Origin of the sequence: Pseudoalteromonas sp. SG43-4 (genome assembly GCF_014164325.1) — a bacterium.
Taxonomy (GTDB): domain Bacteria; phylum Pseudomonadota; class Gammaproteobacteria; order Enterobacterales; family Alteromonadaceae; genus Pseudoalteromonas; species Pseudoalteromonas distincta.
The window spans coordinates 118468-133165 of sequence record NZ_JACJFB010000014.1; the positions used below are offsets into that span (position 1 = coordinate 118468).

Consider the following 14698-nt stretch of genomic DNA (forward strand, 5'->3'; position numbering starts at 1 on the left):
ACATACTTGCTGCTTTATTCACAGCTAGCTATTTTACAAAGAGATTCCAATTCAAATTGTGCTTTAGTATTTTTTTGCTCAATAGCCTTTTTGTACCAATAAATAGCCTGCTGTTGATCCTGATCTATTCCCTGACCATCACGATACATTTGCGCTAAATTTAATTGCCCCCATTGAGAGCCCGCTTCAGCAGCTTGTTTAAAGCTATTAAATGCTTCAACAAACAAACCATCTTTAAAATAAATAATGCCTTGTTGATTGTTTTTATCGAGCTTTAAGCCTTTATATAGTGGCTTAGGTTTGGGAGGATGCATCACAAACCCACCATAAAGGATGTTGGCATAGGGGCGCAGCACGTCGTAAATAGCTTCGTCGTTGTAAAGGCGTGCTACTTCATCACGAGGGAGGCTGATTGTTTTAGTGGAAAAGTAATTGTCTTGAATTAGCTGGCTAGTACGCATTGCCAAAGTAATACTATTATTACGTTTATAGCTGTAGTTGCTTATCTGAAAGGTAATAAATTGTTCGTCAAAATTTAAAACTTGAGCAATTCTTAAATTGGTTAGGGTCCAGGGCTCGTGTGTAAATTTGTCGGCGTGTACTAAGTAGGTATCATATATTTTAGGCGCATTTAAATAGCCTTCCTTTCGAGTCTCGCTATTAAGGTGCTGTTGATAAAAAAATAAAACAATCCAAAGTAATAAAAATACACCAATAAAGTATTTAGGTAGGCTTAGTTTTTCTATTAACGGTAGTTGCGTTATTTTTACAGGTTCGCTTTTTCCGCATTGATAGCACTCGCGTTTATAACTTAATTTTAAGGCAAGCATAGGTAAAATGCTAAATCGTAAATAGCGGCTTTTATTTAGTAAATGGTAGGCGTCGCTTTGACAATGAGGGCAGCGTGTTGTTTGTGCAAAATGTGGAAATGATTCACTCGTGTTGAAAAGTAACATAAAGCACGCTCCTTGTTTAATTACCTAAAGGTAAAACAAGAAGCGTGTTAGTTAAAGCCACAAACTGTAAGTAAGTATGTATGTTATTACTTATTTTGAGCTTTAGGCTTAATTGTTGTTTTTGCATCAGCAGCCATTAGAGCAAATACAGCGTATGCAGCGGTATTTTGACGCAGCTTAGCAGGTGTTACTTTATCAAGCGTATCGTCAGCTGTATGGTGGTAATCAAAGTAATCTGTTCCATCTTGAGCAAGTTCAAAAATAGGTGCTGAGGTTGCTGCTTTAAGTGGAATTAGATCAGGGCCACCATTCGCTTGGTTTTTACCAATATGCTCAATATTTAACGGCGCAAGTTCTTTTGCAATAGCACGCACTACAGGAAGTGACTCTGCGCTTACGTTCGATTCAAAAGCATATACAACATCGGCGCCAAAATCAGACTCAGCAGCTGCAACAATATTGCTTAGCTCGTTTTTATGCTCTGCAAAATAAGCTTTTGCACCCCAAAGGCCTAGCTCTTCGGCTGCAAAAAGTACCACACGAATACTGCGCTTAGGACGCTTTACATCGCTAATATGTTTAGCGGCTGCCATTGTTAGCGCAACGCCTGCACCGTCATCTAGCGCGCCAGTCCCTAAGTCCCAAGAATCTAAATGCCCGCCAATTAATACATATTGCTCAGGGTTTTCGGTACCATTAAATTGGCCAATAACGTTATAACCTGTGCCTTCACCAAGGCTTTCGGTTTGCACATTAATATTTACCGATACGTCTTTATCTAAAGCAATGAGTCGTGCAATCTGATCGGCATCTGGGTTAGCAATGGTTACATTAGGTATTTTTGTAACACCTTCTTTGTAGTAACTACCGCCAGTGTGTGCAAAACGATGATGACCAGTACTTACCGAGCGCATCATGTAGGCAACAGCGCCTTTTTTAGACGCTTCTATAGCGCCTGTGCCACGTGCTTTTACAGCAGGTCCGTAACCATTCCCATCTATATCGCGGTTCATGCGGTAATTAATATACGCAATTTTACCTTTTAGGCTATTTGCAGGTGCTGCAATTAACTCATCAAGTGTTTCGAATAAGACTACTGGCGCTGTGATCCCATCTTTAGGCGTGCTTATACTGTTACCTAATGCAGTTAAATGTAGAGGTTGCTCGCTTGGTGTTAGTATTTTTCCGCTTTCGCTATAACGGCGCCATTCAGGAAAAGTCGCTTCTTCAAGCCATACTTTATCAAAACCAAGCTCATTAAATTTAGCTTTAGCCCATGCCACTGCTTTTTTATCATTTTCAGTACCAGGTAAGCGAGGGCCAACCTCAGTTGTTAATGACTCTAGTAATTTATAGCTTAGATCACTATTTAGTGCAGAGGTGCGCACTTCATTGACTTGTTGTAATTGCTTTTGGGTAAATTCGGCGTTGTTAGCGTTTGCAGCCATACTGCTAGTAAGCAGCAGTGCGGTAATTAATTTTTTCATTTGGGTAAGCCTTTTTAATAATTAGCGCTATTAGAACATGTAACAAACATGATAAAAAATAGATGAGATGAATAGGCTTTGTAATAGGTTTAATGCTGTTAGGTATAAACGTTTAGATATAAAAAAGCCCGCGTAAATGTACGCGGGCTATCTTTTAACACTGTTATTTAAGGCATTTATTTAAAAGCTAAATTGCGCTGCTAAACGAAGATTTGTGCCCTCGCCAACAGTTACATTACTCGTGCCGCCACCACCTAAATAGCTTTTATCAAATAAGTTTTCGATGTTAAGACGTAAATTAATATCGGTATTGCTTAAGTTAAACTTATAAGTGGCGCCAACATCAACACGTGTATATGCATCTTTAGTAATTGTATTATCGCTATCTGCAAAGCGCTCGCCTTCGTAAAAAGCGCCAGCGTTAATGGCAATGGCATCGTTTAATTCATAACGAGTCCAAAGTGATGCCGACCATTTTGGTGCATCGGTAGGGCGTTTACCTTCCAATACTTCATCGCGTTCAAAGTTAGCATCTAGATACATAGTTGATGCCATAACAAATAAGCGGTCGGTAGCAGCACCTTGTGCGCTTACTTCAACACCTTTATGGCGTTGTTCACCCACTTGGTTTGTTTCACTTGTGAATGAGCCAATAGGCGTCTCAAGCTGTTCGCTAACAAGTGTGCCTTCTTTACTAATATCAAAAATTGCACCTGTAAGCAGTAAACGGTCATCAAATAATTGCCATTTAATACCAATCTCTCTTTGCTCTGAGGTAATGGCATCTAGCTTCATGCCATTATTTACATCGGTTTCATCAATCAGAGTTTCACTACCTTGAGGCTCAAAACCTTCTGAGTAACTTGCATATATAGTTGCCGAAGTATTTGGATGATAAAGCACACCTACCTTTGGTACAAATGACTCGTTATCTGCACCTTCTCGAGTTTGCTTATCGTAACGGCCACCTAGCGATAATTGCCATTGTGGTGAGAACGAAATTAAGTCCTGAACGTAAATACCGTAATAGTCGTATTCAGTTTCGCTTACTGTATCATCTGTTTTATAACTTACAGATGGGCGTGATGGTTCTGCTTGTCCTGCAGAAAAATCAAAGTAGTCAGTAGAAGTACGGCGTTGCCCGTAGTAGTAATCTAGCGAGTTTGCGCCAATTAAAAACTGATGCTGTAAGCTACCTGTTTTAAATTCACCAATAAAATCAATAAATGCAGTTTTAAATTGCCAATCGTCAAAACGGTCGTAAGGACGAGATTCATAGCTGTCACCTTCAGCAAAGCTACTAGGCATGCGAGGTGCTGACTCAAAGCGTTGACGTTCAAACGTTTGTTCGTTATAGCCAAGTTTTACTTGCCAGTTATCGGTTAAAAATACTTCTAGGTCTACACCTAGGTTTTCTACGGTAATATCGGTAAACGCCCAAGACATATCACGGATTGTTTTATCGCTACCAATTACATTAGCATTATCGTCTATCCATGCGCCAGTATCTAAACCTGCTTCGTCATCTGTGCGGTCGTAATGCACACGTACTAATGCGTTATCGCTAATATCGTAATCTACAATTAAAGCACCTAAAAAGCGGTCGCGTTCACGATTTTCACCGTTTTGGTACTCACGCCAGTAGTCAACGTCTTGCTTTACTAAAATCCCGCGAGCACGTAAATCTTCCGATTCAGTCAAGGCACCTGCAGCATCAACCATAAAGCGGGTTGAGCCATGCTGATCTACATCGGCACTGGCATTAAATAGTGTTTGTGCTGTAGGTTTTTTAGTTACCATGTTAACCAAGCCACCCGGGCCTGACTGACCATATAAAATACTTGATGGGCCTTTAATTACTTCAACTTGCTGCAAAATTTCGATTGGTTGCTGATAGTGCGACCAATGCTGATGACCGTCGCGTAAATAACCTGTCGATGAGCTCAGCTCAAAGCCGCGTAAGTTAAATACCTCACGATTTCGTTGTTGTGAGCCTGCAGTTAAGCTTGCGTCATTTGTGAGTACTTCGCCAAGTGTAGTGGCAAGCTGTTCGCTAATAATAGTGTCGGTTATTACAGTGACAGATTGTGCAGTTTCAAGTAATGAAGCTGATGTTCTCATTGCGCCATTAGCGTTATCTACTTTGTAATCGTTAAAGTAGCTACCCTTTACTTCTATGCGTTCAAGGTCGGTAGTGTTTGCATATGTGCTTGTTGTAATGCTTGCTAATAGTGCTATGTAAATAGAATTCAGTTTCATTAATTGCTTCCAGCGCAGGTATGTAAAAAACAATCGCGATCTTAATGCAAACTACTATCATTTTCAACATCTTTCATTAACATGTTTTATAATGTGTTTGTTAATGGTTGCCAATTACGAATTCTGCTATTATAAGCAACATATTAGTGGGGCTTTCTCCCATGTTATTTTATTGCTATGGAACTTACTGTGACTTCAACTGCTTTTTCATCTTTGGCTTTACCGGCTGGACTCGTTGATAACTTATCAACACTTGGCTATGCCCACATGACACCTGTACAAGCGCAAAGTTTGCCGCCTGTACTTGCTGGTAAAGACATCATTGCTCAGGCAAAAACCGGTTCAGGTAAAACTGCTGCGTTTAGTTTGGGTGTGTTAGCTAAATTAAACGTAAAACGCTTTCGTATTCAATCTTTAGTCTTGTGCCCGACTCGTGAACTTGCCGAGCAGGTTGCAGTTGAAATGCGTAAATTAGCGCGCGGCATTCATAACATTAAAATATTGACGTTATGTGGTGGTGTTTCAATTGGCCCGCAAATAGGTTCACTTGAACATGGTGCGCATATTATTGTTGGCACGCCAGGGCGTGTTGATGACCATATTCGTAAAGGTACTCTACGTTTAGATGATGTGGAAACATTGGTGCTTGATGAAGCCGATCAAATGCTTGATATGGGTTTTCAAGACACACTTGATGCAATTATTGAGCGTATTCCACAAAATCGTCAAACATTGTTATTTAGTGCTACATTCCCAAGAGCCATTGAAGCAATTGCTAAGCGTGTACTTAAAAACCCTGAAATGGTTAAAGTAGAAGAAGAGCAAGCAAAAAGCACAATTAAGCAGTACTTCTATAAAATGGATAACAATAAGCAGCGCTATCCAACGCTTAAGTTATTACTTCTTAAATTTACACCACAAAGCTGTGTTGTATTTTGTAATACCAAAGTAGAAACTCAACAAGTGTGTGATGATTTAGCTGACGAAGGCTTCAGCGCTGTTGCATTGCACGGTGATTTAGAGCAACGCGATCGTGAACGTACGCTAATTCACTTTTCAAATAAAAGTGCTTCAATACTTGTTGCAACCGATGTTGCTGCACGAGGTTTAGATATTGATGACATGGATATGGTTATTAACTACCATTTAGCACATGACACGCAAACACATGTTCACCGTGTTGGCCGAACTGGACGTGCTGGTAAAAAGGGCATTGCTTGTTCTATTTACGGTGAAGCTGAAGCGTTTAAAATTGCACAAATTGGCGATCATTACGAGCGTGATATTACTCCAGAGCAAATGCCGCCGTTTAATTTATTAGATAAACCGCCGTACCGCCCTGAAATGGTTACTTTGATGATTGATTCAGGTAAAAAGCAAAAAGTACGTGCAGGCGATATTCTTGGTGCTCTAACAGGTAAGGATGGGGTTGCAGGTCGTCAAGTAGGTAAAATTAACGTACTTGATAACGTAGCATTTGTTGCTGTTGAACGTAACTCATCAAAACCAGCACTTCGCAAACTAACCGAAGGCAACATTAAAGGGCGTAAAATACGCGCTCGTCGCCTTACTCGTTAATTTAAACCGCTAAATTAACAAATTAGCGAGCAGCTACCTTTAGCTGCTCGTATTGTAATTTTATTTTTTTAAACTTAACTTCACAACCATTTGGTTTATCTGGGTGCATCTGTAATGCAAGTTGTCTCCAGCGCTTTTGAATGTTTTTAAGAGTGAAATTTTCAGGTAACTTCCATTCTAAAGCCAACGCTTTAAATTCATTGTCATTTAATACTTGTTGTGGTGATGTCGTTTTAAACTGACGCCAAAAACTATTCAAAAGCTCATCAATTTTCTCTTCATCGGTATCATAATTACGCCAATCTAAATAATAATCTCGCAAATTTTCGTTCGTTGTTACTAAACTATTATCTTCTTTTTCTAAAAGCTCGATATGCAGAGTTGAAATGAGTAAACTTTGAGGGCGTAATTGTGCCTGCAGTTGGTACAATGCATTCATAATTAAAAAGTTACGTTTAAATAAATCACGTTCAGGGCTTTTATCGAGTGTTGTTATTGCGCTGCGGTTTGTCAGTTCTGCTGCTAAAGTATGAACTTGCCAAACCTGCCTTGTTAATATCAGCTCAAAAATCTCATCAATCAGTGGGTTAAGCATTGTTTAGGCCCTAGTAGTTAGTGTATCTTCAATAAAGATTACACTGATATAAGTAACGGTTTGAAGGATTAAAATTATGCTGGGCAAGTTTAAATGCCTCTTATTTACTATATGCTGTGTACTAATAGCTCCTAGCTATGCCCAAAATAGTGATTCGTTATTTGAGCAATTCAAAAACGAAGTGCAGTGGGAGCCTAAGTTACAATTAGCAAATACGTTACTTGCTAATAAAAACGTTTCTAAAAAAGAGCGTGTCGCTGTTTATTCGGCATTAGGTAATAGTGCGTTATCGGCTGATAATTTTAAAGAATCTTTACACTATTTTAAATTATTAGAAAAAAACACTTCAGATACTTTCTTTCCTGACGAGCACTTTCGTGCAATAAAAATGCAAGGTGTAGCACTTTTTTATCAAGGCTTATTTCAAAAGGCCATAAGTGAATATACCCGCACCCTAGTATTAGCTGAAAAAAATGAACAACTACTTGAACAAGCAAATTTACTAAATAATATTGGTTTGGCTTATTTTAATATGAATAAGCTAGGCGATACCCTAGAGTTTTACTTAAAGGCAAAAGCTATTTACGAAGCGCACGGTAGTGAGCAAGATCAAACCGACATATTACTTAATATAGCAGGCGTTTATATACGCTTATCACGCTACGATAGTGCATTTAGTCTTTATCAAGATGTACTTAAAGTTTATCAGCGGTTAGATGATAAAAGCGGTATTGCGCAGGTATACAACAATATGGGTGTTGCTCATATGGAGAGTAATCAATTTGACTTAGCACTTCATTATTACCAGCTAGCGCTGCGTTATTATATTTCAGCCAATGATTACAATAAGTTATCTACGCAATATACCAACTTGGCAAATACTAATTTAGTGTTAAAAAAAGTAGATGAAGCGTACGAGCAAGCTAAATTAGGTGAGTACTATGCGCTTAAAATAGGTAACCATAATTTAGAGCTTAATGCGCTACATGCGCTTGGTAAAATTCAGTTTGTTAAAGGCAACTTAGAAGAGGCGAAAATAAGTTTAGATAGAGCTATTTCACTTGCCCACGAATATGGCAGTGAGCGAATAATTAGGGAGGGTTTAGGGACTAAAGCACTACTTGAAGCCAGTAAAGGCGATTATTCAAGCGCAATGGCCTTGCAACAAGAATACATTAGTGAGCTACGAAAACTCAGAAGTACAGCAATTATAAATGCATTAGCGGTACTTCAGCATCAATTTAAAGCAACACAATTAAACCAAGAAATAGAAAAACTTAAACAAGATCGACGTGTGCAAGAGCTAAAAATGTCGCAGCGTTCTCAGCTTACTTTATTCTCTTTTTTACTATTACTTTTGGTTGTTGTAACTGGTATTGCGCTTTACCGCCGTGGCGCAGAAAAACGCGCTAAGCAGCAGTTAACAGAGCAAGTTACGCAGCGCACTGCCGAGTTACAAGCAATAGCACAGGAGCTAAGACAAGCTAACGATGTTAAAAGCCAGTTTTTGGCCAATATTAGCCACGAAATCCGCACTCCACTAACGGCTATTTTAGGGCAAACAGATGCTTTAATTAATGAATTATATGAGCCTGAGTCACTTAAAGATGAACTAAGAGTAATTCAGCGTCACAGTGACCATTTAAAAAGCTTAATAAATGATGTACTCGATTTAAGTAAAATTGAAGCCAATAGATTAGAGTTAAATATTTCGTGCTTTGATATTGTAGAGCTTGTAAATGACGTACATGCAATGTTTATCACTCAAGCAAAAGCAAAAAATCTACGCCTTATTTTAGACAATCAAGTGGGTAATGAGTTTTACACTAAGCTGGATTTAATACGCGTAAAACAGATTCTTATAAATTTATGTGCTAATGCTATTAAGTTTACTCACGCTGGCCAAATCATTATTGCTTTAAATAAGAGTGAACAAGGGCTAGTGATTATTGTAAAAGATACCGGTATTGGTATGAGCTCTAAACAGTTAAAGCTTATTTTTGAATGCTTTAGCCAAGCTGATAACAGTATTAGCCGTCGCTTTGGGGGGACAGGGTTAGGCCTTAGCTTATCGCAACAATTAGCCGCGATGATGGGCGGTTATATCAGTGTACAAAGCGAATACAAAAAGGGCAGTCAGTTTTCGTTCTTTTTACCGTGCGCAGAAGTAAATAAATCGCAAAGCCTGATTGAAACTCAAAGTGCTCCAAAGGTAAATAAGCAATTGGCAGGGCGTGTTGTACTTGCAGAAGATCACCCTGATAATCGAAGGTTAATAAGCCGCTATTTACGTTCAATGGGGCTCGAGGTTATTGCCGTTGAAAACGGTGAGCAAGCGGTAGAGCAGTGCTTAAAAGAGTATCCTGATTTAGTGCTACTCGATATTCAAATGCCTGTGATGGATGGGCGTTCTGCTTTTCAGCTATTAAAACAGTGTGGTTTTGAGCGGCCTATTTTTGCTTTAACTGCAAATGCTATGAGTCATGAAGTGGATGGCTATTTAGAGTTAGGGTTTAGTGGTTACTTAGGTAAACCGATAGATAAAGAGTCATTTTATAAAGCGCTTTCCAGCCACCTACATAATGCAGAAGATCAGCCAATTACAAAGCAAAATGAAGTTGATATGAGCGATCTTGTCATTAGTTTTAAGCAAAGCTTTGCTTTAGAGAGTGAAACGATTACTCAGCATTTCATAAGTGAAGATTTAGCCGCGCTACAAAAAGATAGTCATCGCATTTTAGGAGCGGCGCAAATGTTTGGTTTAGATGAAATTGCGCAATCGGCTCAAAGTTTAGATAGAGCCCTTTTACGCAGGACCCAAAAAAGTAGTGCGAATGACTTTAAAGCGCTCGTTGATACGCTGCAGAGTGTACTTAAAAAGTATAACGAAAGTTAAACTGTGTTTAATCCAGACATAAAAAAAGCGCCTTAGGCGCTTTTTTTATTCAGCTAAAACGCTTTATTGGCGTCTCATCGAATCAAAAAATTCATCATTGGTTTTGCTCATCGATAGTTTATCGATTAAGAATTCCATTGCATCAATTTCTGACATGTCATGAACAATTTTACGTAAAATCCAAAGCTTTTGAAGCTCATCTGGTTTTGTTAGTAATTCTTCACGACGAGTGCCTGAACGATTAAAGTCGATAGCAGGGAATACACGTCTTTCCGCAATTTTACGGTTAAGGTGAAGTTCCATGTTACCAGTACCTTTAAACTCTTCGTAGATAACTTCATCCATTTTAGAGCCGGTATCGATAAGCGCTGTAGCTATAATAGTTAAGCTACCACCTTCCTCAACGTTACGTGCAGCACCAAAGAAGCGCTTAGGTTTATGTAATGCGTTAGCGTCAACACCACCAGTAAGTACTTTACCTGATGAAGGAATAACGGTGTTATAAGCACGTGCTAAACGAGTGATTGAATCCAATAAGATAACAACATCTTTTTTATGTTCAACTAGGCGTTTTGCTTTTTCGATAACCATTTCGGCAACTTGTACGTGACGAGAAGCTGGCTCATCGAACGTTGATGCAATAACTTCACCTTTAACTAGGCGTTGCATCTCAGTTACTTCTTCCGGACGTTCATCAATAAGTAAAACCATTAATGTTACATCAGGGTGATTATGCGTAATTGATTGTGCAATGTTTTGAAGTAGCATTGTTTTACCCGCTTTTGGCGGAGCTACTAACAAGCCACGTTGGCCGCGGCCAATAGGAGATGCTAAATCAAGTACACGGGCTGTAATATCTTCTTTACTGCCGTTACCACGTTCCATGCGAAAACGTTCGTTTGCATGTAGTGGAGTAAGGTTTTCAAAAAGAATTTTAGTTCGAGAGTTTTCAGGTTTATCAAAGTTAACTTCATTTACTTTGAGTAAAGCAAAGTAACGTTCACCGTCTTTAGGTGGACGAATAAGGCCTGAAATTGAATCGCCAGTACGCATGCTGAAACGGCGAATTTGGCTAGGTGAAACATAAATGTCATCTGGCCCAGCTAAGTAAGAGGCTTCTGATGATCTTAAGAAGCCGAAACCATCTTGTAAAATCTCTAATACACCGCCGCCGAAGATATTCTCTCCGCCTTTGGCATGGGATTTAAGAATGGCAAAAATGATATCTTGCTTTCTTAAGCGGGCTACGTTTTCGAGCCCCATGGACTCAGCTAAGTCTACAAGCTCTTTAATCGACTTGTCTTTTAATTCGCGTAAATGCATATTGGTGGGTTCTTTATTACAGTTGTCATACTCAAAATCGCTTTGATCGTTGAGTGAGGTTTGTTGAATATAACTAAGGATTAGTTGGCTTTATAAACTAGCAGTTCACTGGCAAAGCGTCCAGTCTTTATACAAAATAAATTTAAAAAAGGGCAAAAAAGCCCTTTTTATTGTTCTAGCTTACCGTTAGATGTTGTTTTCTAAAAACTCGATAAGTTGAGTTTTTGAAAGAGCACCTACTTTCGTTGCAGCTACTTGGCCATCTTTAAAAAGAAGTAAAGTAGGGATACCACGAATACCAAACTTTGGCGGTGTGCCAGCATTTTGGTCAATATTTAATTTAGCAACAGTCACACGGCTGTCGTATTCATCAGCAACTTCGTGAAGAATAGGGGCGATCATTTTACAAGGTCCACACCATTCAGCCCAGAAATCTACTAGTACTGGTTTGTCTGATTGTAATACGTCAGCTTCAAAGCTATCGTCAGTAATTTGGATTATTTTCTCGCTCATTGCGCTCTCCGATTTAGTTAGGCGAAATATTTAGTGCGTATTTAAACACTCTTGTTTCTTATTGCAAGTTTAAACGTTATGCTTAAACGCTATGACTAAGACACATTTAACCGATAAAAAGTTTTCAGACTTTGCTATCGCACCGGAAGTGGTTGCCGGTTTAACCGAGAATGGGTTTGAATATTGCACACCTATTCAAGCAAAATGCCTACCTTTTATTTGTGATGGACGCGATATCGCGGGCCAAGCTCAAACGGGTACAGGCAAAACGTTGGCGTTTTTAACCGCCACGTGCCATCGGTTATTACAATCTAGCAAAGCACCTAGTAAACATCCAAGAGCCCTGATCATGGCCCCTACTCGGGAGCTTGCGATTCAGATACACAAAGATGCTAAAATTTTAGCGCCGCACTGTAATCTTAACTTAGGTTTAGTATATGGTGGCGAAGATTACGAAAAACAACGTGCACAACTAGAAAAAGGCGTTGATATTTTAATTGGTACTACAGGTCGCCTAATTGATCTGTATAAGCAAGGCTGTTACACCCTTAATGAAATTGAGGTAGTCGTGCTGGACGAAGCCGATCGTATGTTCGATTTAGGTTTTATCAAAGATATTCGCTATATGTTCGATCGTATGCCAGATACATCAAAGCGTTTAAACTTATTATTCTCTGCCACATTGTCGTACCGCGTACAAGAATTAGCTTTTGAGCACATGACAAACCCAGAGCATGTTCAAATTGAACCTGACGTTAAAACGGGTAAACGTATTCAAGAAGAGCTATTTCATCCTTCGCAAGAAGATAAAATTAAGCTGTTGTTAACCTTAATTGAAGAAGAATGGCCAGAGAAGGCAATCGTGTTTGCAAATACCAAGCATAGTTGTGAGACGGTTTATGCTTGGCTTAAATCAGACGGTCATCGTGTAGGTATGCTTACTGGTGATGTTAACCAGAAAAAACGCCAAACTATATTAGCGCAATTTAGCAAAGGTGATTTAGACTTTTTAGTTGCGACCGATGTTGCAGCGCGTGGTCTTCATATTCCAGAAGTAAGTCATGTGTTTAACTTTGATTTACCTGACGATTGTGAAGATTATGTTCACCGTATTGGCCGTACTGGCCGCGCTGGTGCATCAGGCCACGCAATTAGTTTTGCATGTGAGCAATATGCATACAACCTGCATGAAATTGAAGAATATATAGAGCACAGCATTCCTTTATCACATTATGATAAAACAGCATTGCTAGATGATTTAACTCAGCCTATTATTCAAAGAAAGCGCAACTATTCAACAGGTCCACGTAACCGTAGTAATAATAGCGGACGTCGCCCAAATAATAGTTACCAAAAAGGACGGTCGTAAGCGACCGTTTGTATAAGTAGTAGTAACTAGAGGTTTTTGAACGGTGGGGCAACTTAAACCGCAAAAAAATGTGTACGCAGTTATTGATTTGGGCTCAAATAGCTTTCATATGCTTATTGCCAAATCAATTGCTGGCGGTCTACAAACAATTGGACGTGTTAAACGCAAAGTCCGATTAGCCGCAGGGCTTGATAAAGGAAACGTATTAAGCACAGAAGCAATGCAGCGAGGCTGGGAATGCCTTGCCCTTTTTGCTGAGCGTCTACAAGATATCCCAGACAAAAACATCACCATAGTAGCAACAGCTACCTTACGCTTAGCAACTAACGCCGACGTATTTAAAAATCATGCCGAAAAAATTCTAGGTCATAACATTAATGTTATCAGCGGAGAATTAGAAGCGCGCACAATTTATAAAGGTGTTGCCCATACTTCATCTTGTACTGGCAAACAGCTTGTTATTGATATTGGTGGTGCAAGTACAGAAGTTGTAATTGGTAAAGCATTTGATGCCCTACATTACAAAAGCCTCAATATGGGGTGTGTTACCTATCTTGAACGCTATTTTAAAGATTGCCAACTAAGTAAGAGTAATTTTAACGCAGCAATAAAAGCGGCTCGTACAGTCATTGATGAAATTTCTCCAGAGTATAAAGCAGCGGGATGGCAAATTGCATCTGGAGCTTCTGGTACGGTACAAGCAATTCAAGAAATTATGGTCGCGCAAAATCTTGACGACTTACTTACACTTGAAAAGCTCAACACCATAAAAGATCAAGCAGTTGCATTTAGCACTATTGCAGCGTTAGACCTTCCTGGGTTAAGTGAAGACCGTCGACTGGTATTTGTATCAGGACTTGCAATCTTAATCGCACTATTTGAATCTCTTGAAATAGAAAAAATGGGATTGGCGGGTGGAGCACTGCGTGAAGGTGTTTTATATAGCATGGTTCCGGAGTTACATAATAACGACATTCGCAAACGCACTGTTGATGGGTTTATGAGCCGTTATCATGTTGATCAAAAACAAGCGTGTCGAGTTTCAAGCTTGGCAATGCAGTTAGCGCTGAGTATTGATAAAGATTGGCCGATTGAAAGCTTAAATGGGTTACCACTATTAAAAGCGGTAGCGCAGCTTCATGAGATTGGATTACTAATAGAGTATAAGCAGTACCATAAACATACCGCTTATATTTTGGAAAATACCGATATGCCTGGTTTTTCACAGTCAGAGCATAAATTAATAGTAGCGGTAGCAGATGCACATCGATCTGATTTTCCAAAAGGTTGTTTTAATTCACTCGGCGTAAATAGTCTATTAGCGCAATATATAGTGAGATTACTACGAATAGCAGTCATTTTATCAATGCGCAGACAAGATGATGTACTGCCTAAGTTTGAGTTAACTGCTAAAAATGAAGTGTTAGACCTTAAGTTTGAAAGTAACTGGTTAAAAGATCATCCATTAATGGCCAGTGAGCTGCAACAAGAGTCTAAACAGCAAGGAAAACTTGGCTGGAAGCTCATAGTAAACTAATTAAAAAGGCCCATCAGGGCCTTTTTAGTGTTTAAAGTAACCATTTCGATGTAAATATGTGCGAACAGCACATTATTTCAAGTTTTCTTCAAAAAAGGGTTGATCTGTTTTCGGATCTCCCTATAATGCGACCCCACTGAGACGGGAAACAGCAACGCATAGCGAGGCACGAACAACTCAGGGTG

At 39.3% G+C, this 14698-nt stretch carries 10 protein-coding genes; 4 read left to right on the plus strand and 6 right to left on the minus strand.

Features of this window, described 5'->3' with window-relative positions:
- Positions 1-14 precede the first annotated feature (14 nt).
- From H5160_RS14365 to H5160_RS14375, 3 genes are all read right to left on the minus strand, one after another.
- Positions 15-956, minus strand: coding sequence for a tetratricopeptide repeat protein (locus H5160_RS14365; protein ID WP_182724815.1), 942 nt, complete (start codon positions 954-956; stop codon positions 15-17).
- 86 nt (positions 957-1042) lie between these two features.
- On the minus strand, positions 1043-2443 hold the full coding sequence (locus tag H5160_RS14370; protein WP_182737823.1) for a M20/M25/M40 family metallo-hydrolase: 1401 nt from the start codon (positions 2441-2443) through the stop codon (positions 1043-1045).
- A gap of 180 nt (positions 2444-2623) precedes the next feature.
- Positions 2624-4702 carry a TonB-dependent siderophore receptor gene (locus tag H5160_RS14375; RefSeq protein WP_182737824.1) on the minus strand — a complete coding sequence of 693 codons (2079 nt, stop codon included), beginning with the start codon at positions 4700-4702 and terminating at the stop codon, positions 2624-2626.
- Between the two features lie 189 nt (positions 4703-4891).
- On the opposite strand from H5160_RS14375, the gene dbpA reads away from it, so the two are divergent.
- A complete protein-coding gene (gene dbpA / locus H5160_RS14380; protein WP_002960948.1) occupies positions 4892-6280 on the plus strand; it encodes an ATP-dependent RNA helicase DbpA in 1389 nt (462 codons plus the stop codon).
- Between the two features lie 22 nt (positions 6281-6302).
- Here the strand turns inward: dbpA and H5160_RS14385 are convergent, their stop codons facing one another.
- Positions 6303-6875, minus strand: a complete 573-nt coding sequence (locus H5160_RS14385) for a DNA-J related domain-containing protein (protein WP_182716693.1) — start codon at positions 6873-6875, stop codon at positions 6303-6305.
- Positions 6876-6951: 76 nt separating this feature from the next.
- Here H5160_RS14385 and H5160_RS14390 point away from each other — a divergent pair, with 76 nt between their 5' ends.
- Positions 6952-9771 carry an ATP-binding protein gene (locus H5160_RS14390; RefSeq protein WP_182737826.1) on the plus strand — a complete coding sequence of 940 codons (2820 nt, stop codon included), beginning with the start codon at positions 6952-6954 and terminating at the stop codon, positions 9769-9771.
- A 63-nt stretch (positions 9772-9834) separates the two neighbouring features.
- Here H5160_RS14390 and rho read toward each other — a convergent pair whose 3' ends face one another.
- Both rho and trxA read right to left on the minus strand, forming a co-directional pair.
- A complete protein-coding gene (gene rho, locus H5160_RS14395; RefSeq protein WP_002960945.1) occupies positions 9835-11094 on the minus strand; it encodes a transcription termination factor Rho in 1260 nt (419 codons plus the stop codon).
- Between the two features lie 186 nt (positions 11095-11280).
- A complete protein-coding gene (gene trxA, locus H5160_RS14400; RefSeq protein ID WP_002960942.1) occupies positions 11281-11607 on the minus strand; it encodes a thioredoxin TrxA in 327 nt (108 codons plus the stop codon).
- A gap of 91 nt (positions 11608-11698) precedes the next feature.
- On the opposite strand from trxA, the gene rhlB reads away from it, so the two are divergent.
- Positions 11699-12976, plus strand: a complete 1278-nt coding sequence (gene rhlB, locus H5160_RS14405; RefSeq protein ID WP_002960940.1) for an ATP-dependent RNA helicase RhlB — start codon at positions 11699-11701, stop codon at positions 12974-12976.
- A 43-nt stretch (positions 12977-13019) separates the two neighbouring features.
- Positions 13020-14513, plus strand: coding sequence for a guanosine-5'-triphosphate,3'-diphosphate diphosphatase (gppA, locus tag H5160_RS14410; RefSeq protein ID WP_182737827.1), 1494 nt, complete (start codon positions 13020-13022; stop codon positions 14511-14513).
- Positions 14514-14698: the final 185 nt, after the last annotated feature.